At 70.8% G+C, this 20251-nt stretch carries 11 protein-coding genes; 8 read left to right on the top strand and 3 right to left on the bottom strand.

Annotation, left to right across the window (positions count from 1 at the left end; genetic code table 11):
• The first annotated feature begins 47 nt into the window (after nt 1-47).
• A complete protein-coding gene (glgX, locus tag JI751_RS18335) occupies nt 48-2231 on the top strand; it encodes a glycogen debranching protein GlgX (protein ID WP_307814364.1) in 2184 nt (727 codons plus the stop codon).
• 1 nt (nt 2232) lies between these two features.
• Here the strand turns inward: glgX and JI751_RS18330 are convergent, their stop codons facing one another.
• The gene (locus JI751_RS18330) at nt 2233-3141 is read right to left on the bottom strand and encodes a helix-turn-helix domain-containing protein (RefSeq protein WP_201939909.1); all 909 of its coding nucleotides are present in this window, start codon (nt 3139-3141) and stop codon (nt 2233-2235) included.
• Between the two features lie 98 nt (nt 3142-3239).
• Between JI751_RS18330 and JI751_RS18325 the strand changes: the two genes are divergently transcribed.
• A complete protein-coding gene (locus JI751_RS18325) occupies nt 3240-3605 on the top strand; it encodes a hypothetical protein (protein ID WP_201939907.1) in 366 nt (121 codons plus the stop codon).
• Between the two features lie 23 nt (nt 3606-3628).
• Here JI751_RS18325 and glgP read toward each other — a convergent pair whose 3' ends face one another.
• On the bottom strand, nt 3629-6211 hold the full coding sequence (glgP, locus tag JI751_RS18320) for an alpha-glucan family phosphorylase (protein ID WP_201939906.1): 2583 nt from the start codon (nt 6209-6211) through the stop codon (nt 3629-3631).
• Nucleotides 6212-6304: 93 nt separating this feature from the next.
• On the opposite strand from glgP, the gene JI751_RS18315 reads away from it, so the two are divergent.
• From JI751_RS18315 to glgB, 5 genes are all read left to right on the top strand, one after another.
• The gene (locus JI751_RS18315) at nt 6305-10147 is read left to right on the top strand and encodes a M36 family metallopeptidase (RefSeq protein ID WP_201939905.1); all 3843 of its coding nucleotides are present in this window, start codon (nt 6305-6307) and stop codon (nt 10145-10147) included.
• A gap of 116 nt (nt 10148-10263) precedes the next feature.
• Nucleotides 10264-12237, top strand: a complete 1974-nt coding sequence (locus JI751_RS18310) for an alpha-1,4-glucan--maltose-1-phosphate maltosyltransferase (RefSeq protein ID WP_201939904.1) — start codon at nt 10264-10266, stop codon at nt 12235-12237.
• A 35-nt stretch (nt 12238-12272) separates the two neighbouring features.
• Nucleotides 12273-14015, top strand: a complete 1743-nt coding sequence (gene treS / locus JI751_RS18305) for a maltose alpha-D-glucosyltransferase (RefSeq protein WP_201940112.1) — start codon at nt 12273-12275, stop codon at nt 14013-14015.
• Nucleotides 14012-15460, top strand: a complete 1449-nt coding sequence (locus JI751_RS18300) for a maltokinase N-terminal cap-like domain-containing protein (protein ID WP_201939903.1) — start codon at nt 14012-14014, stop codon at nt 15458-15460. Before treS ends, JI751_RS18300 begins: the two co-directional genes overlap by 4 nt.
• Complete coding sequence (gene glgB / locus JI751_RS18295) at nt 15457-17331, top strand: 1,4-alpha-glucan branching protein GlgB (RefSeq protein ID WP_201939902.1); 1875 nt, start codon at nt 15457-15459, stop codon at nt 17329-17331. Before JI751_RS18300 ends, glgB begins: the two co-directional genes overlap by 4 nt.
• 3 nt (nt 17332-17334) lie before the next feature.
• Here the strand turns inward: glgB and JI751_RS18290 are convergent, their stop codons facing one another.
• Nucleotides 17335-18168 (bottom strand): hypothetical protein, encoded by an 834-nt coding sequence (locus JI751_RS18290; protein ID WP_201939901.1) that lies wholly within the window; start codon nt 18166-18168, stop codon nt 17335-17337.
• Between the two features lie 193 nt (nt 18169-18361).
• Between JI751_RS18290 and JI751_RS18285 the strand changes: the two genes are divergently transcribed.
• Nucleotides 18362-20248: a multicopper oxidase domain-containing protein gene (locus tag JI751_RS18285; protein WP_201939900.1), complete on the top strand. Its 1887-nt coding sequence runs from the start codon at nt 18362-18364 to the stop codon at nt 20246-20248.
• The last annotated feature ends 3 nt before the right edge of the window (nt 20249-20251 follow it).

Raw genomic sequence — 20251 nt, 5'->3', positions numbered from 1 at the left:
GACGTCGCATTGTGCCGTGCAGTGGCGAGTCCACCACAATGACCCGGGTGACACCGCCCCCTGACATCGCATCGGTCTGGAACCACGACGGCGAGACGAGAGACGTCTGGCCCGGCCGTCACTTCCCGCTGGGCGCCACCTGGTCGCGCGAGTCGACGAACTTCGCGGTCTACGCACCCGCCGCCCGCCGCGTGTGGGTGTGCCTGTTCGACGACGACGGGGCCGAGGAGCGGCACCTGCTCACCGAGTCGACGCTCGGCGTCTGGCACGGCGCCATCCCGGGTGTCGCCCCCGGACGCTGCTACGGCTACCGCGCGGACGGTCCGTGGGACCTCGCGACCGGCATGCGGTTCAACGCGGCCAAGCTGCTGCTCGACCCCTACGGCAAGGCGGTCTCGGGCGACCTGGTCGTCGACGACGCCATCTTCGACCACGACCGCGACGACCCGACGGTGCGCAACGACGTCGACTCGGCGGACTACGTGCCGCGCAGCGTCGTCGTCCACGACGAGTTCCAGTGGGGCGCTGACACCCCGCCGCGTCGGCGCTGGCGCGACACCGTGATCTACGAGATGCACGTCAAGGGCATGACGGCACTGCACGACCGCGTGCCCGAGCACCTGCGGGGGACGTACGCCGGACTCGCCACGCCCGCGGTCACCGACTACCTCCGCGACCTCGGCGTCACCGCCGTCGAGCTCCTGCCGGTCCACCAGTTCTTCTCCGAGACCGCGCTGCTGGCCAACGGGATGACCAACTACTGGGGCTACAACTCGGTGGGGTTCTTCGCGCCCCACAACGCCTACAGCTCGTCCGGGGACCGCGGCCAGCAGGTCACCGAGTTCAAGGACATGGTGAAGGCCTTCCACAGGGCGGGGCTCGAGGTCATCCTCGACGTGGTCTACAACCACACCGCCGAGGCCGGTCCGCTCGGCCCGACCCTGAGCTTCCGCGGACTCGACGACCTCGGCTACTACCAGCGCGTCGTGCCGCCGCCCGGCGACGGGGACGACGACGCCGAGCCGATGGCCGACACCTACTGGGACGTGACGGGCTGCGGCAACACCGTCGACGCGACCCACACCCAGAGCCTGCGGCTGATCCTCGACTCGCTGCGCTACTGGGTCAACGAGATGCACGTCGACGGCTTCCGCTTCGACCTGATGAGCGCCCTGACGCGCACCAACCAGGTGGTCGACATGGGCAGCCACCTGATCACCGCCATCGGCCAGGACCCGGTGCTGCGGCACGTCAAGCTCGTCGCCGAGCCGTGGGACGCCTCGATGGACGGCTACCGGGTGGGTGAGTTCCCGCCGCCGTGGATCGAGTGGAACGACCAGTTCCGCGACACGATGCGCGACTTCTGGCGCGGGCACGCGGCCGGCGTACGCACGGTGGCGACGCGGCTCGCCGGGTCGAGCGACCTCTATGCCGACGACGGCCGCTCGCCCTACGCCTCGGTCAACTTCATCACCGCCCACGACGGCTTCACCCTGCGCGACCTGGTGTCCTACAACCACAAGCACAACGGCGCCAACGGCGAGGACAACCGCGACGGGACCGACAACAACCGGTCGTGGAACCACGGAGCCGAGGGCGAGACCGACGACGAGTCGATCGTCGCGCTGCGCCGTCGCCAGGCCGCCAACCTGATGGCGACGCTCTGCTTCTCCAGCGGCGTCCCGATGCTGACGGCGGGCGACGAGCGCGGCCGCACCCAGGGCGGCAACAACAACGCCTACGTCCAGGACAACGAGACCTCGTGGATCGACTGGCGTCCCGACGACGCGTGGCTCGACGTCTACGAGATCACCAAGACCGCGCTGCGGCTCCGGCGCGAGCACCCGGCCCTGCGCCAGCGGCACTGGTTCGAGGGCCGGCCGACCATCAAGGGCGGCATCAAGGACCTCGTCTGGGTGCACCCCGACGGCCGCGAGATGTCCACCGACGACTGGAACGACGACTCGTGCCGCACCGTCGGGATGTTCCTCAACGGCGCTCCCCTGCGCTACCCCGGGCCCCGCGGCGAGCAGGTGCGCGACAAGTCCTTCATGATCTGGCTCAACGCCGGTCACGACGACGTGAAGCTCACCCTGCCGGACAACCAGTGGGTGCACCACGGCGAGGTGGTGCTCTCGACCAACGCCGAGATCGCCGTGGGCACCCCCATCCTGGCCGGCAGCTCGCTGGAGCTGCAGGCGCAGTCGGTGCTGGTGCTGCGCCAGACCTGAGCTAGGCGGGCTGCGCCACCCAGTGCGCCGGGTCGCCCGCGTCGAGGTCGGTGATGCCGAGCGTCTCGTACGCACCCAGCACGACGAGTCGGCGCACGGCAGCGAACGTCAGGACGTGGGCGATCATCCCGCCGTAGGTGAACACCGTCGGCGGGTCGCAGGTGACGTCGACGAAGGTGTCGTCGAGCCGGCCCTCCTCGACCGTCGTGCGTACCTGCTCGAGGAACGCCGGGCCCTCCTCGGCCAGCTCGCGACGCAGGGTGCTGACGGACTTGCCCCGCTCCTGGTCCCAGTCGTAGGACCGCTGCGTGGCCGCGGCGTTCCACTGGGCGAGCTGGCCCACGAGCCGGCCCAGCACCGAGCGGAGGGACATGTCGTCGTCGATCGTGCCGATGGGCACCTCGATCGGGGCGTCGAGCTGCTCGTCGGTGAGGCGGGCAGCCCGCTCGAGGAGCTCACCGGTCAGCCAGACGTGGTGCTCGATCATGCGCGTCATCAGGTCCATCGGGGTCACCTTTCGGGTGGTCGGCAGCCGCAGGCTGCCGGGCGGGTGGAAGTGCACGCCGCTCGGACCGTCGATCTGGGTCCGGGTGGGGTGCTGACGCCAGTGGCTGGGGGCACTCCCGTACTCCCGCGCGAACGCCCGGGTGAACGCCTCGTGCGAGCCGTAGCCCGCCTCGAACGCGACGTCGACCACCGGGTGCTCGCTGGTCACGAGGCGGTACGCCGCCCGCTCCAGCAGGAGCCGTCGGCGCATCCGCTCCGGTGGCTCCCCGCCCGTCGCCGAGACCACCCGGTCGAGGTGGAAGCGGGACAGGTGGAGCCGCCGCGCCCGCTCGTCGGCACCGAGGTCGAGGGTCTCGCCCAGGGTGTCGAGGAACGCAGCGAAGGTGTCGGCCGCTGTCGTCATGTCCACCACCCTGGAGCGGCGCGGACCTCCCGGCTTGATCGCACTTGCGCAGTCTGCACCGAATCGACGTACGCAGGCGCGACTGGGAGGATGGGCGCATGGCCAGCAGCGTCCCCGCACGTCGTCAGGAGAAGGGCCGCGGCCACCTGCTCGACATGAACGCGCCGCGCCAGGTCATCAAGGACCCCGAGAAGGACGCCCGCGACCTCGCCCGCGTGCAGCGCTGGGTCATGTCGGTGCTCGCCGTGACGACGATCATCCACCTCGTGGTCGGCATCCTCGTCGCCTCCGTGATGCTCGACGGCCCGACCAGCTCACGCGTCGGCCTGGCCGTCATCTCCGGCATCTTCGGCGCGGGTGCCGTGGCTGCCGGGCTGGCCATCCACGGCAAGCGCGTGGCCTCCCCCTGGCTCCTGCTCGGGGTCGTCCCCACCGCGATCGGTCTCTGGCTGATCCTCGCCTGAGGCCACACTGAAGAGGCGCCGGATCAGGCGGGCTCGGCCACCAGCCCGAGCTCGGCGACCGAGGCGAGGGCGTCGTTGCGCGGGACCACGCGGACCGTGTAGCCGAAGGGTCCGGACGTCGCGAGCGGCACCGCGGCGTCGAAGCGGTGGCGGTTGCCGTCGTAGGACTCCCCCACCGACATCGGCGTGACCGTGGTGGCGGTCAGCACGTCGTCGGAGCCGATGCGGCCGTGGACGACCTGGACGTCGACGTCGTCGGCCGAGAGCGCGCCGAGGGCGACCCAGGCGCGCACGGAGAGCGTCGCGCCGACCTCGGCCTGGTCACCGACGCCCTCGGAGTCGATGTGCTCGACCCGGACGCCGGGCCACGCGGCGCGGACCTCCTGCTTCCACGCCGAGAGCTGGTGCGCGCCGGCGTAGTCGCTGTTGAGCGAGCGCGCGGTCTGCGCGGCCGGGGCATAGAGCTCGCGGACGTAGTCGCGGACCTGGCGGGTGGCGAGCACCTTCGGGCCGAGCGACTTCAGCGTGTGGCGCACCATCTCGAGCCAGCGCGGGGGCACGCCCTCGTCGTTGAGCTCGTAGAAGCGCGGCACGACGTCGTTCTCGATGAGGTCGTAGAGCGCGTTGGCCTCGAGGTCGTCGCGACGGTCGGGGTCGTCGATGCCGTCGGCCGACGGGATCGCCCAGCCGTTGTTGCCGTCGTACCACTCGTCCCACCAGCCGTCGAGGATCGACAGGTTGAGGCCGCCGTTGAGCGCGGCCTTCATGCCGGACGTGCCGCAGGCCTCGTAGGGGCGCAGCGGGTTGTTGAGCCACACGTCGCAGCCGGGGTAGAGCGGCTGCGCCATGGCGATGTCGTAGTTGGGCAGGAACGCGATGCGGTGCCGGACCTCGGGGTCGTCGGCGAAGCGCACCATCTCCTGGATCAGCCGCTTGCCGGTCTCGTCGGCCGGGTGCGCCTTGCCGGCGATCACCAGCTGCACCGGGCGCTCGGGGTCGAGCAGCAGCTTCTTGAGGCGGGCCGGGTCGCGCAGCATCAGCGTGAGCCGCTTGTACGTCGGCACGCGACGCGCGAAGCCGATGGTCAGCACGTCGGGATCGAGGGCGGTGTCCACCCAGGTGGTCTCGGCGGGAGCGAAGCCGCGCTTGGCCGCCGACCTCTTCATCCGGTCGCGGGCGTCCTCGATGAAGCGGGTGCGCAGGGTGCGCTTGAGGTCCCAGATCTCCTTGTCGCCGAACTGGTCGACCATCGGCCACAGGGCGTCGGTGTCGTCGCCGTCGATGTCGGCGCCGCGGCTCGCGGCGAGCTCGATGACCTCGCGGGCGATCCAGGTCGGGCCGTGGACGCCGTTGGTGATCGAGCTGATCGGCACCTCGGCCTCGTCGAAGGCCGGCCAGAGGCCGTTGAACATCCCGCGCGACACGTGGCCGTGGAGCTGCGAGACGCCGTTGGCGCGCTGGGCGAGGCGGAAACCCATCACCGCCATGTTGAACACGCCGGCGTCGCCGCCGTCGTAGTCCTCGGCGCCGAGGGCGAGGATCCGGTCGACCGGCACTCCGGGCGTCGGCGAGTTGCCGCCGAAGTACTGCGAGACGAGCTCGCGGGGGAACCGGTCGATGCCGGCGGGGACGGGCGTGTGGGTGGTGAAGACCGTGCCGGCACGCGAGACCTCGAGCGCGGTGTCGAAGTCGAGGCGCGGACCGCCGTCGTCGACGGTGAGCTCGCGGATCCGCTCGATGCCGAGGAAGCCGGCGTGGCCCTCGTTGGCGTGGAAGACCTCGGGGGCCGGGGCACCCGTGATGCGCGACCACACCCGCAGCGCGCGTACGCCGCCCACACCGAGGAGCAGCTCCTGGCGCAGCCGGTGCTCGGAGTTGCCGCCGTAGAGGCGGTCGGTGACGTCGCGGTAGTGGGCGCTGTTCTCCTCGATGTCGGTGTCGAGCAGCAGCAGCGGCACGCGGCCGACGTGGGCGACGAGGATGCGGGCCACCAGGTCGGGGCCGTCGGGCAGGGCCAGCGACACGGTCGCCCGGGAGCCGTCGGCCTCGCGGAGCACGCTCAGCGGCAGCTCGTCGGGGTCGAGGACGGGGTAGCTCTCCTGCTGCCAGCCGTCGCGGTCGAGCGCCTGCTTGAAGTAGCCGTGACGGTAGAACAGGCCGATGCCGACGAGCGGGATGCCGAGGTCGGACGACGCCTTGAGGTGGTCGCCGGCCAGGATGCCGAGGCCACCGGAGTACTGCGGCAGCACCGAGGTGATGCCGTACTCGGAGGAGAAGTACGCAACGGCGCGGGGCGCGTCCGCGCCGGCCTTGCGGGCGTACCAGCGGTCCTCGGTGAGGTAGCGCTGGAGGTCGTCGTGGGCCGCGTCGAGGCGGGCCCGGAAGTCGCCGTCGTCGACCAGCTCGTCGAGCCGCTCGCGACCGACCGCGCCGAGGAACCGGACGGGGTCACGCTTGACCTCGCGCCACAGCTCGGCGTCGATCGCCTCGAAGACGTCCTGCGTCGGCGGGTGCCACGACCAGCGGAGGTTGCCCGCAAGGACGGAGAGGGCACCGAGGGGCTCGGGCAGGACAGGACGGACGGTGAATCGTCGGAACGCGCGCACGATCGAGCACGCTAGGGCATTTCTTGGAACGATCCAAGCGATCGACCAACACCGACCAGTAACCTCCGCCACGTTCTGGCAGTTGTCGCGGTCATGACCTCTCGCCGCCGAATCGGCCGCACCTCCCTCGCGGTCGCGTCGCTCCTCGCGATCTCCAGCCTCACCACGATCGCCTCGCCGGCCACCGCCGAGCAGAGCGCGATCACGCCCGGTCCCGCCCCGAAGGACGTCCGCACGCCCGGCGACCCCGTGGCCGGCCCGCAGGACATCGACACCCGTGGAACGGCGCTCCCGACGCCGGCCCAGCGGCAGGCGGTCGCCGCCCTCGGCGACGTCACCGCGCGGTGGGGATCGCTGGGCACCCCCGCATCGATCCTCCCGGCCGACGGCAGCCTCGGCGCGGCAGCCGGCGACCCCGCGACTGCCGCGAGGAGCTGGCTGCGCGACCACGCCGCCGCCTTCGGCATGTCGGCGGGGCAGGTCGACGGCCTCGCCCTCGTCAGCTCGCAGAAGCTGGCCCAGTCGCCCGCCCGTGCGGTGCTGTTCCGCCAGGACTTCGACGGCATCGCCCCCGCCCTCGGGGGCCTGGTGACGGTCGGTGTGGCCGACGGCCAGATCGCCTACGTCTCGTCCTCGCTGGCCCGGACAGACGGCGCCGCGACGAACGCGATGCCGAAGCCGACGCTGACGCCCCTGCAGGGCTGGCTGGAGGCAGCGGACAACCTCTCCGTCGGGGTCGCCTCGTCGAGGCTCGCCGACATCACGAAGACCGTCAGCGGTGGCTGGACGCGGCTGACCGTGCCCGGCTTCGCCCAGGAGCAGCAGGTCCGCCTGCGCGCCCTGCCGATGGCCGACGGCACCGTCCGGCCGGTCCTCGAGGCCAACGTCGTCAACGTGACCGGCGGCGCCTCGCTCGCCTTCACGAGCCTCGTCGACGGCGTCACCGGGGAGGTCCTCGCGCGGCACAACAAGACCGAGAACTTCGCCTACAACAACCTGTTCCAGGGCGCGGTCGACCCGGCGACGGGCTGCGGACCGCAGCACCCGTTCGACCTCACCGACGACCTCACGCGGAGCATCATTGCGATCGCGACCGGTGCCCCGGTCGACGACTTCGTCCTCAAGCTCTTCCGGGGCTCGACCCTCGTCACCTCGACCGACACCGCCACCAACCCCGAGGCGCTGGCGTACACCGCGGCGAGCATCCCGGGCGGCACCTGGTCGGTGCAGGTCTGCGAGTTCGAGCCCGGTGCCGTGATCGTGGGCCAGTACGCCATCGCGGTCAGCACGAGCGACACCGCGGCCCCCGGCACCGGTGACCTCACCGGCAACCCGCGGTGGCGCTACTTCACGGCCAACCCGACGCTCGACTCCCCCGACCAGGTCCCCACCAACTCGGTCGTCGGGTGCTGGCGCCTGACCGACCCGTCGTGCACCACTCCCCCCGGCGAGCTGCGCAACGTCGCCGCCTTCGGCCCGTGGGACACGATCGGCCCGCTGTCGACCTTCACGACCGTCGGCAACAACGCCAACACGCACGAGGCGTGGCTGAGCCCGCTCACCCCGGGCGGCCTCGCCCAGGCGCCGGTCTCGCCGACCCGTGAGTACACCGAGGAGTTCACCGACGCCTGGAACAACAGCCGCTGCGACGCCACCCAGCTGGTGCCCGGCGGCAACGACATCAACGCCTCGGTCGGCAACCTGTTCGTCGCGCACAACCGGATGCACGACTTCTCCTACTACCTCGGATTCACCGAGGAGAACTACAACCTCCAGCTCGACAACGGCAGCCGCGGCGGCGTCGGCGGCGACCAGGAGGTCGGCAACGCGCAGGCCGGTGCGATCACCGGCGGCAGCCCGAGCTTCCTGGGTCGCGACAACGCCAACCAGATCGCGCTGCAGGACGGCATCCCCGGCATCACCAACCAGTACCTGTTCGAGCCGATCGCCGGCGCGTTCTACGCCCCCTGCACCGACGGCGGCCTCGACATGGGCATCGTCGGTCACGAGTACACCCACGCCATCAGCAACCGCATGGTCGCCGGTCCCGACGAGGGCCTGACGTCCGAGCAGGGTGGCGCGATGGGCGAGTCGTGGGGCGACCTGGTCGCCGGCGAGTACCAGTTCGCGCACGGCTACAGCAACGGCGGCAACGTCTGGGCGGTCGGCGCCTACGCCACCGGCAACACCGAGACCGCGATCCGCGACTACTCGATCGACCAGAACCCGCTCAACTACTCCGACTACGGCTTCGACACCACCGGGACCGAGGTCCACGCCGACGGCGAGATCTGGAACGGCACGATGTGGGAGGTCCGCCAGGCCCTCGTCGAGAAGTACGACGCCCAGTTCCCGTACGCCGACAAGGCACTGCAGCTCGCCTGCGCGGATGCGACCGCGACCACCACGCCGCGCCCGGCCGACCAGTGCCCGGGCAACCGGCGCTGGGTGCAGCTGATGTTCGACGCCTTCCTGCTCCAGCAGGGCGCGACGTCGATGCTCGACGCCCGCGACGCGATGATCGCGGCGGACCAGATGCGCTTCGGCGGGGCGGACACCGACGTCATGTGGGCGGCCTTCGCCCGCCGCGGCATGGGCGTGGACGCGACTGTCGCGGACGCCGACGACGACGAGCCCACCCCGAGCTTCGCGACCCCGACGGGCGCGAGCTCGACCATCACCTTCGCCACCACGGGCGAGGCGAAGATCTACGTCGGTGACTACGAGGCTCGGGTCACCCCGGTCGCGGACACCGACCCGGACACCGACCTGGGCGCGAGCGCGCGGTTCACCCCGGGCACCTACGACATCGTCGCCGTGTCGCCCGACCGGGGCTTCACCCGCTACTCGATGACCGTCCTCCCGGGCGGCCAGGCCCGTACGGAGACCCTGGGTGACGTGGTCAACCTCGCGTCGGCCGCCGCCGGCGGCTCGGTCATCGGGTCCACCGAGGGCTCGCTCAACCCCGAGGCGCTGATCGACGGCACCGAGGCGACCAACTGGGGCGGCGTGACCGAGACCCAGGTCGACGAGTCGAACCCCTCGGTCGCGGTGGACCTGGCGGGCGAGGTGAGCACGGTGCGCCGGGTGCAGGTGAGTGCCTACCTCACGCCGGCACCGGCCTCGCCGACCGACGTCCCGCTCGCGCAGGACGACCCGGACTCCGGCTCCCGCTTCACCGCGCTGCGCCAGTTCGCGCTCGAGGCCTGCACCGCGGCCTGCGGGTCGCCCGACGCCACGTGGACGCGGTTCTACACCTCGCCTGCCGACGCGTTCCCGAGCACGCTCCCCCGCCCGGTCGCGCCGACGCTGAACATGCGTGAGTTCGACGTGCCCGACACGCAGGCCGCCGCCGTACGCCTGGTGACGCTGGAGAACCAGTGCACCGGTCAGGCGGCCTACGCCGGCCAGCAGACGGCCAGCACCACCGTGCTGACCGACTGCAAGGAGGGCTCCGACCGCGGCACGATCGTGCACGCCGCCGAGCTCCAGGTGTTCGGCGAGGACGCGACGACGCCGACGCAGCCGACCACCGGCGGCGGCAGCGGCGCGGGCACCGGGGCCGGAAGCGGCACGGGCGCGGGCAGCGGCACCGGGAGCGGCGCGGGCACTGGCACCGGCACCGCGGCGGCCAGGACCAGGATCCGGATGATCGTCAAGCGCGCCTTCCAGACGCGGAAGAAGCCCGCTCCGGTGCTGTTCCTCACCCTCCGCTCCGCGGTGGAGAAGGAGGCCGGGCGCTTCGTCGTGCGGATCAACAAGTCGACGTACAAGGTCGTGACGACCGCCGACGGCACGGCGCGCATCAAGGTGAGGAAGTCCCGGCTGCGCCCGGGCCGCAACACCGTCCGGGTGCGGTTCGTCCCGGCGGACCCGGCGGCCCTCACCGCCTCGAAGACGCGGCTGCGCCGCATCACCGTCGAGAAGCGCGGCTGACCGGGAGGCACCGCACGCTCGACACCGTCCGACCGACCGCGGCCGGGGCCGTCCCAAGGGGTGGCACCGGGCGCGGTCGGCTTGCGTAGGGACACCGGGTTCGCAAGTGTGGGGTCATGGTCGGACGCATACCCGTGATGGATGTTTCACCAGTCGTCGACCTCGGTCGACTGTCGGCGAAGGCCACCGTGGGAGAACCCATGCCGGTGCGCGCCACGGTCTTCCGGGAGGGCCACGACCAGCTCGCGGCCGAAGTGGTGGCGATCGACCCGAAGGGCGTACGACGCGACCCGGTGCGCATGGTGGCCGACGGCGACCAGCCCAACCGCTACATCGCCCACGTGACGCCCGACGTCGAGGGCGAGTGGACCTTCGAGATCCACTCCTGGTCCGACCCGATCGCCACCTGGCAGCACGACGGCGGCATCAAGATCCCCGCCGGCGTCGACGTCGAGCTGATGTTCACCGAGGCCCGGCTCCTGCTGGAGCGGGTGGCCGCGGGAGAGCCGCCGCTCGACAAGGCATCCGCCGCCCTCGTCCAGGGCGGCATCGCCGCCGCGTCCGACACCGAGCGCCCCGCCGCCGCGCGGCTGGCGGCGCTCCAGGACCCCGAGCTCGGTGCGGTCCTGCTCGCCCACCCGCTGCGCGAGCTCACCTCGATCAGCGGACCCCACCGCTTCCGCGCCGACCGCACGCGTGCGCTCTTCGGCAGCTGGTACGAGTTCTTCCCGCGCTCCGAGGGCGCGGCCCGCGACGAGAAGACCGGCAAGATCACCTCGGGCACCTTCCTCACCGCGATGGAGCGGCTGGACCGGGTCGCGGAGATGGGCTTCGACGTCCTCTACCTGCCGCCGATCCACCCGATCGGCGAGCTCAACCGGAAGGGCCCCAACAACACGCTCACGCCCGGACCGGACGACACCGGCTCCCCGTGGGCGATCGGCAGCAAGGACGGCGGCCACGACGCGATCCATCCCGACCTCGGGACCTTCGACGACTTCGACGCGTTCGTCGCGCGGGCGAAGGAGCTCGGCCTCGAGGTCGCCCTCGACCTCGCCCTCCAGGCCGCACCCGACCACCCCTGGGTGACCACGCACCCGCAGTTCTTCACCACGCGCGCCGACGGCACCATCGCGTACGCCGAGAACCCGCCGAAGAAGTACCAGGACATCTACCCGATGAACTTCGACAACGACCCCGCGGGCGTGTGCCGCGAGGTGCTGCGGGTCGTGAAGCTCTGGATGTCCCACGGCGTGCGGATCTTCCGCGTCGACAACCCCCACACCAAGCCCCTCGCCTTCTGGGAGTGGCTGCTGGCGGAGGTACGCCGTACGGACCCCGACGTGCTCTTCCTCTCCGAGGCCTTCACCAAGCCCGCGATGATGCACGGGCTCGGCGCGATCGGCTACCACCAGAGCTACACCTACTTCACGTGGCGCACCGGCAAGCGCGAGATCGAGGACTACCTCCGCGAGGTGTCGAGCGAGTCCGACCACCTGATGCGGCCCAACTTCTTCGTCAACACCCCCGACATCCTCCACGCCTACCTGCAGTACGGCGGTCCGGCGGCGTTCAAGGTCCGCGCCGCCCTGGCGGCCACCGGGTCGCCCAGCTGGGGCGTGTACGCCGGCTACGAGCTGTTCGAGCACGTCGCGGTGAAGCCGGGCTCGGAGGAGTACCTCGACTCCGAGAAGTACCAGATCCGGATCCGCGACTGGAAGAAGCACGACGCCGAGGGCACCACGCTGGCGCCCTACATCACGCGACTCAACGAGATCCGCCGCCAGCACCCGGCCCTCCAGCTGCTGCGCAACATCACGATCCACTGGTCCGACGACGAGCAGGTCCTGGTCTTCAGCAAGAAGCACGAGGACGACGTCGTCATCACCATCATCAACCTCGACCCGCACGGTGCGCGCGAGACGATGATCCACCTCGACATGCCCGCGCTCGGCCTGAGCTGGCACGACTCGTTCGTCGCGCACGACGAGATCACCGGCGAGGACTGGAGCTGGCACCAGCACAACTACGTCCGCCTCGACCCCGGCCACGAGCCTGCCCACATCATCAGTGTCAGGAGCCACCGTTGACCGAGACCACCCCCGCCCATCCCACGTCCGCCGACATGCCGGCCGATGCCGGAGCAGCGACCGCGGTGCTCAACGCCGAACCCGACTGGTTCCGCACGGCGGTGTTCTACGAGGTCCTGGTCCGGTCGTTCCGCGACTCCAACGGTGACGGCACCGGCGACTTCAAGGGCCTCATCGAGAAGCTCGACTACCTCGAGTGGCTGGGCGTCGACTGCCTGTGGGTGCCGCCGTTCTTCACCTCGCCGCTGCGCGACGGCGGCTACGACGTCGCCGACTACAACAACATCCTCCCCGAGTGCGGGAGCGTCGAGGACTTCCACGAGTTCATCGACGCCTGCCACCAGCGCGGCATCCGGGTGATCATCGACTTCGTCATGAACCACACGAGTGACGCCCACGAGTGGTTCCAGCAGAGCCGCAGCGACCCCGAGGGGCCCTACGGCGACTTCTACGTCTGGTCCGACACCGACGAGCTCTACCAGGACGCCCGGGTGATCTTCGTCGACACGGAGCCGTCCAACTGGACGTGGGACCCCGTGCGCCAGCAGTACTTCTGGCACCGGTTCTTCCACCACCAGCCGGACCTCAACTTCGACAACCCCAAGGTCCACGACGCGATGCTCGAGTCGATGGCGTTCTGGCTCGACATGGGCCTCGACGGCTTCCGCCTCGACGCCGTGCCGTACCTCTACGAGCGGCCCGGCACCAACGGCGAGAACCTCAAGGAGACGCACGACTTCCTGAAGAAATGCAGGAAGTTCGTCGACGACAACTACCCCGGTCGCGTGCTGCTCTGCGAGGCCAACCAGTGGCCCGCCGACGTGGTCGAGTACTTCGGGCCCGAGGAGACCGAGGACGGTCGCTGGATCGGCACGGAGTGCCACATGGCGTTCCACTTCCCGGTCATGCCACGCATCTTCATGGCCGTGCGTCGCGAGTCGCGCTTCCCGATCTCGGAGATCCTCGAGCAGACTCCGGCCATCCCGGACGGTTGCCAGTGGGGCATCTTCCTGCGCAACCACGACGAGCTCACCCTCGAGATGGTCACCGACGAGGACCGCGACTACATGTGGTCCGAGTACGCGCACGACCCGCGGATGAAGGCCAACATCGGCATCCGCCGGCGTCTCGCACCCCTGCTCGACAACGACGTCAACCGGATGGAGCTCTTCACCGCGCTCCTGCTGTCGCTGCCCGGCTCGCCCGTCCTCTACTACGGCGACGAGATCGGGATGGGCGACAACATCTGGCTCGGCGACCGCGACGGTGTGCGTACGCCGATGCAGTGGACGCCCGACCGCAACGCGGGCTTCTCCGCCGCCACCCCCGGCAAGCTCCACCTGCCGGCGATCCAGGACCCGGTCTACGGCTACCAGTCCGTCAACGTCGAGGCCCAGCTGGAGAACAGCTCCTCGCTGCTGCACTGGACCCGGCGACTCGTCCACGCGCGGCGCCGGCACCCGGCCTTCGGCCTCGGCGACTTCGTCGACCTGGGCGGGTCCAACCCGAGCGTGCTGTCCTACATCCGCGAGCACTCGCCCGAGGGCGAGGAGCGCGACGTGATCCTCTGCGTCAACAACCTCTCGCGCTTCCCGCAGCCGGTCGAGCTGGACCTCCGCCACTGGGAGGGCATGGTCCCCGTCGAGCTGCTCGGCGGCGTGCCGTTCCCGGCGATCGGCGAGCTGCCCTACCTGCTCACGCTCGGGGGCTACGGCTTCCTCTGGCTCCGACTGACGGACCCCCACAACCAGCACAGCAACCAGGGAGTGGACGGATGACCATCCCCCATGACCAGCTCCGCGGGCTGATCGACCATGCACGGTGGTTCGGCGGCAAGGGTCGCGAGTGGACCCTGGCCGGCGTACGGCGCGTGGGCGAGCTCCCCGACGCTCCCGACGGCCTCCACGTGGCCATCGACCTCGCCGAGATCGCGTACGCCGACGGGACGACGGACTACTACCAGCTCCCGCTCGCCCTCTACGCCGAGCCGCAGGACCGCCTCTCGCACGCGCACGTCGGTGAGTGGGACGACGAGGACCACGGCCACTGCCACGTCTACGACGCGCTCCACGACCGGCAGTCGATGGCGCTCTGGCTGGCGGCCTTCGCTTCCCACGGGATCGATGCCACCGGTGTCGACGCGCCGAGGCCGGCCGACAAGCGGGGCGAGCTGATGTTCCACCGGCTCCCCGGCCACGATCTCGACCTCGAGTCGCACTCGACGCTCTTCTCGGGTGAGCAGTCCAACTCGTCGGTCGCCTTCGGCGAGGACGCGCTGATGAAGGTGTTCCGCAAGGTCACGCCTGGCGTCAACCCCGACATCGCGATCCACCAGGTGCTGACCGAGGCCGGCTCGACCCACGTCGCCGCGCTCTACGGCTGGCTCGACCTCGTCGACGACGACGCCGACGGCACCGACTCGACGATCCAGCTGGCGATGCTCCAGCAGTTCCTCCGCACCGCGAGCGACGGCTGGGACCTCGCGCTCGCCAGCGTGCGCAACCTGTTCGCCGAGGCCGACCTGCACGCCGACGAGGTCGGCGGCGACTTCGCCGGCGAGGCCGCCCGGCTCGGTACGGCGCTCGCCGAGGTGCACGCCGACCTCGCTGCGCACTTCCCGGTCGAGGAGCGCGACGCCGACGCGGCCGCCGCCCTGGCGTCCGCGATGGAGGGCCGGCTCGACGCCGCCCTCGACGTCGTACCCGACCTGGCGCCCTACGCGGACTCGTTGCGCGCCACCTTCGGTCGGCTCCGCGACCTCGACAGGATCGCCGTCCAGCAGGTCCACGGCGACCTGCACCTCGGTCAGACACTGCGCACGGTCAGGGGCTGGAAGATCGTCGACTTCGAGGGCGAGCCGGCCAAGCCGCTCGCCGAACGGCTGCTGCCCGACTCGGTGTGGCGCGACGTCGCCGGGATGATCCGCTCCTTCGACTACGCCCCGCGGGTGGTCGCGATGGCGAGCGGCGCCGGCTTCGAGGGTGAGGCCGAGCAGCGCGCCTACCGGGCCGCGGAGTGGGCGGCGCGCAACCGGGCCGCGTTCCTCGAGGCCTACACCGCCCAGCGGGGTACTGCCGGTCCGGAGGGTCAGGACGACGCGGCAGGCACCCTGCTCGACGCCTACCTCGCCGACAAGGTCGTCTACGAGACGGTCTACGAAGCCCGCAACCGCCCCGGCTGGCTGTCCATCCCGCTGGCCGCACTGGAGGAGAGCAGCTCATGACAGAGACGTATGCACCCGGAGAGCTCGACCTGCACCTGATCGGCGAGGGCCGGCACGAGGAGCTCTGGACCGTCCTCGGCGCCCAGGTCACCGACACCGGCACGTCCTTCCGCGTCTGGGCACCCAACGCGCTCGAGGTCCAGGTCGCCGGCGAATGGGCCGGCTGGGACGGGGCGCAGCACCCGATGAGCCGCCTCGACGGCTCGGGCGTCTGGCACGTCCACGTCGAGAGCGCGGGCGTCGGAGCCCAGTACAAGTACCGCCTCCGCGGCGCCGACGGCCAGTGGGGCGACCGCGCCGACCCGATGGCCCAGTACGCCGAGAAGGCGCCGAGCTCCGCCTCGCGGGTCTGGAGGTCCGAGCACCAGTGGGGCGACGCCGCGTGGCTGGAGAAGCGACGTACGAGCCAGCCGGTGGACGAGGCGATGTCGACCTACGAGGTCCACCTGGCCTCGTGGAGGAAGCACTACTCCGGCGAGCTCTACTCGTGGGACGAGATCGCCGACGCGCTCGTGCCCTACGTCTCCGACCTCGGTTTCACGCACGTGGAGCTGATGCCGGTGATGCAGCACCCGTTCGGCGGCTCGTGGGGCTACCACGTCACCTCCTACTTCGCCGCGGACGCGCGCTTCGGCGATCCCGACGGCCTCAAGCGGCTCATCGACCGGCTGCACCAGGCCGGCGTCGGCGTGATCCTCGACTGGGTGCCCGGCCACTTCGCGACCGACGAGTGGGCGCTGGCCAACTTCGACGGCACCCCGCTCTACGAGGACCCCAACCCGCAGCGCGGGTGGCACAAGGAGTGGGGCTCCCACATCTTCAACTTCGGGCGCAACGAGGTGCGCAACTTCCTCTACGCCAACGCGGTCTTCTGGCTCGAGGAGTACCACGCCGACGGCCTGCGGGTCGACGGCGTCGCGTCGATGCTCTACCTCGACTACGCCCGCGAGCACGGCGAGTGGTCGCCCAACAAGGACGGCGGCCGGGAGAACCTCGAGGCCGTGCAGTTCCTCCAGGAGATGAACGCCACCGTCTACAAGCGCGTCCCCGGGATCGTCACGATCGCCGAGGAGTCGACCGCGTGGCCGGGCGTCACCGGTCCGACCAGCGAGGGCGGCCTGGGCTTCGGCTTCAAGTGGAACATGGGCTGGATGCACGACTCGCTCAACTACGTTGCGAAGGACCCGCTCTACCGCAGCCACCACCACGGCCAGATGACGTTCTCCCTCGTCTACGCCTTCGCGGAGAACTACGTCCTGCCGATCAGCCACGACGAGGTCGTGCACGGCAAGGGTTCGCTGCTGCGCAAGATGCCGGGCGACCGGTGGCAGCAGCTGGCCAACCTGCGCGCCTACCTCGCCTTCATGTGGGCCCACCCGGGCAAGCAGCTGCTCTTCATGGGCTGCGAGTTCGGCCAGGAGTCCGAGTGGGCCGAGAGCCGCGAGCTCGACTGGTGGCTGCTCGAGCACCCCGAGCACTCCGGCGTGCACGCGATGGTCCGCGACATGAACGCCGCCTACCGGGGTTCCGGAGCCCTGTGGGGCCGCGACAACGACCCGGCGGGGTTCCAGTGGATCGACGCCAACGACGCGGGTCGCAACACCTTCTCGTTCGTACGCCGTGCGCCGGGGCAGCCCGACGTGGTGTGCGTCGCCAACTTCGCCGGCACTCCTCACGAGGGCTACCGGCTCGGCCTGCCGTCCGAGGGGACCTGGACCGAGGTGCTCAACACCGACGCCCAGACCTACTCCGGCTCGGGCGTCGGCAACCTCGGGGCGATCACGGCCACCAGGGGCGACCACCACGGGCAGCCGGCGTACGCCGACATCGTGGTGCCGCCCCTGGCGACGGTGTGGTTCCGCAAGGAGTGACCGCTAGGTCAGGTGGATCATCTCCAGCATCCCCATCAGGGCGTGCGGCATGCCGCCCATCTCGGGATCGGGGAAGAAGCACATGACGACGTACTGCCCCGCGGGCAGGTCGTAGTTCACGGTCATGCTCTTGCCGGGGCTGATCGAGCCCGTCTCCATGCCCCCCGGCAGGCCCCACGGGGGCGCACCCTCGTCCCCGCTCTGGAGGAACTCGAGGACCTGGTCGGTGGTTGTGCCCTCGACGACCTGCGACAGGACGATGAAGTGCGGGATGCCCGTGCTGGCCTTGTTCTTGAAGAGCAGGCGGCCCTTCGCCGGGAGGGTCGATGACCCGCCCCACGACAGGCCCGGCTTCGCGATGATCCGGCCGTCCGTGCTCGGCGTCGAGGACGCACGCTTGGCGCCACGGACCACGATCGGGTCACCGAGGAGGACGCCGCGCTGGCCGAGCGAGAACGGGAGGTACGACCCGGCGCTCGGGAGCACGACCGTCCCCGACCCCCCGCCCTGGAACCCGCCCAGGATCTGGGCGTTGGCGAGAGCGTGCTTGAGCGCCTTGATGTCGTTCTTCGCGCCGAAGGAGTTGAGGTCGGCGACGAACTCCTCCGGGCTGTAGCCCTTTGCGAGCCTGGCGATCTCGGCGCTGCCCTTGCCGGCGACGGTGAGCCGGACCCGGCCGGGCCGCAGCCGGCCGGGAGCGTCGACCTTGATCGACTTGCCGGTGACGGTGAGCGTGAGCTGCGGCGTCGCAGCTCGTGACGACACGGAGGTGGGCCTGGCGCTGGCCGTGCCCGGTGCGAGCAGGAGGGGCGAGCACACGAGTGCTGCCGCACCCACGATTGCGACGCTCCTGCGCAGTCTGTTGACCATCTGCATGGTGGACCGAACCTTTCTGGACTGCTGCCCGAAGCCCCGGGCAACACTTCAGTAAGGCACTACCGGCGGGCGACGTCATCCGTAGTTCTGTCGATGTCCAGACCACCGGGAAAAGGGTGTGGACGTCGCGGCGAGGAGGAGCACACTCGGACGGATGTGGGGACAGTCGGCCCGCGGGGGGCCGGGACGGATCTGGGTCGGAGCCGCCGTCGTGGCGCTCGCGACGGCGACCTTCGTGGCGTACGACGTCGGCGGTGCGCCGCAGTCACCCCGCTCGGTCGCGTTCGCCGAGCCGGCCCGCAACGCCACCGTGGTGATCGAGGAGGGTGGCGCACGCACCGGCTTCTCGACCCCCGAGGTCACGGTGTCCGGCGGCGGCACCGTCACGGTGGTCAACCTCGACTCGATGGACCACACCTTCACCTCGGTGGACAAGGGTCCCGACGGCCTGCCGCTCTTCGACGTACGCGTGACTGCCGGCACCACCGCGACCGTTCCCGGCATCGAGTCGCTCGCTGCCGGCACCTTCGCCTTCTACTGCAAGTTCCACCCCGGCATGCGCGGGGTGCTGACCGTCGCCGGAACGGGCGGCGGCGTCGAGCCCGAGCGGCCGACCTTCGACCAGCCGCTGGTGGTGCCGCCGACCGAGCGCGGCGCGGACATCCGCCTGGTGATGAAGCGGGCACGGGTGCGGTCGCTGCCCGAGGGCCCGCGGACGTCGATGTGGACCTTCGACGGCACCTACCCCGGACCGACCATCCGGCGCCGCGGCGGCCCAGGCACCCACGTCACCATCGTCAACCACCTCCCGAAAGGCGCCGGCGCGACGTCGACGCACCTCCACGGCGACCACCACGCGGCGAAGGACGACGGCCAGCCGACCACGCAGCTGGTCCGTCACGGCGAGAGCCGCACCTACGACTACCCGCTGACGGTCGACGGGAAGGCCACCCCGGGCTCGTTCTTCTGGTACCACGACCACAGGATGGACCGCACCGCGCGCAACAACTGGCGGGGCCTCCAGGGCATGTTCATCGTCACCGACCCGCCGATGGCCGGCCTGCGTCTGCCGACGGGCTCGCGAGACGTACCGCTGATGATCTCGGAGCGGTCGTTCACCGCTGGCAACCAGCTGACCGACCCGTTCGCCGCCGGGCCGGAGATGGTCCACGGGTCGGACGGCCATGGCAGCATGACGTGGACCGGCGACCACGCCCCGCCCAACGACGCCACGGTGGGCGACACGGTCCTGGTCAACGGCCGCGCGGCGCCGTACCTCGGCGTCTCCGCCACCCGCTACCGGCTCCGGCTGCTCAACTCCTCGCCGTTCTCCAGCTACAACCTGACCCTCTCCGACGGTCGACCGATCCTCCAGATCGGCACGGGCAGCGGCCTGCTCCCCCGCGCCGTCGTCCGCTCGTCGGTCCTCCTCGGCCCGGCCCAGCGCGCGGACGTGATCGTCGACTTCAGCGGCTCGACCGGCCGGCGGATCGTGCTCGAGTCGGTGCCGGCGGCGATCGGCACCACCGGCGCGGACGCCCGCCAGACCGCGGTGATGGAGTTCCGCGTCGGGGCCGCCGCGAGCGACCCCTCACGCCTCCCCTCGCGCCTCCCCTCCCCCGCACTCGTCTCCCCCGTCCCGAAGCAGGTGTCGAAGACCTGGACCTTCGGCCTCCACGACGGCACCCACTCGTCGGGTCATGGCGGCAGCGCGTGGACCATCGACGGCAAGTCCTTCGACCCCGACCGTGTCGACCACCGCGCCCGGCTCGGCACCGTCGAGCGCTGGCGCTTCCGCAACACCAGCGACGTCACCCACTACGTCCACATCCACGCCGAGCAGTGGCGCACCGTCCTCAGGGACGGCCGTACGCCCCCACCCTGGGAGCAGGGCCTCGAGGACACCTGGCGCCTCGAGCCCGGCGAGGTCGTCGAGGTGGCCGCCCGCTTCACCGACTACACCGGCCCGTTCATGATCCACTGCCACATGCTCGACCACGAGGACCACGGGATGATGGCGCGCTTCGACGTGGTGCGCTGACTC

Source organism: Nocardioides baculatus, from assembly GCF_016735675.1.
Taxonomy (GTDB): Bacteria; Actinomycetota; Actinomycetes; order Propionibacteriales; family Nocardioidaceae; genus Nocardioides; species Nocardioides baculatus.
The sequence above is the reverse complement of the archived record's forward strand: the minus strand, read 5'-3'. Positions and strand labels throughout refer to the sequence as shown.

Excerpts from the sequence above, each read along its gene's own strand:
- JI751_RS18325 (WP_201939907.1), top strand. The coding sequence starts at position 3,240 with ATGGCCAGCAGCGTCCCCGCACGTCGTCAGGAGAAGGGCCGCGGCCAC.
- JI751_RS18315 (WP_201939905.1), top strand. The coding sequence starts at position 6,305 with ATGACCTCTCGCCGCCGAATCGGCCGCACCTCCCTCGCGGTCGCGTCG.
- JI751_RS18330 (WP_201939909.1), bottom strand. The coding sequence starts at position 3,141 with ATGACGACAGCGGCCGACACCTTCGCTGCGTTCCTCGACACCCTGGGC.
- JI751_RS18285 (WP_201939900.1), top strand. The coding sequence starts at position 18,362 with ATGTGGGGACAGTCGGCCCGCGGGGGGCCGGGACGGATCTGGGTCGGA.
- treS (WP_201940112.1), top strand. The coding sequence starts at position 12,273 with ATGCCGGCCGATGCCGGAGCAGCGACCGCGGTGCTCAACGCCGAACCC.
- glgB (WP_201939902.1), top strand. The coding sequence starts at position 15,457 with ATGACAGAGACGTATGCACCCGGAGAGCTCGACCTGCACCTGATCGGC.
- JI751_RS18300 (WP_201939903.1), top strand. The coding sequence starts at position 14,012 with ATGACCATCCCCCATGACCAGCTCCGCGGGCTGATCGACCATGCACGG.
- JI751_RS18310 (WP_201939904.1), top strand. The coding sequence starts at position 10,264 with ATGGTCGGACGCATACCCGTGATGGATGTTTCACCAGTCGTCGACCTC.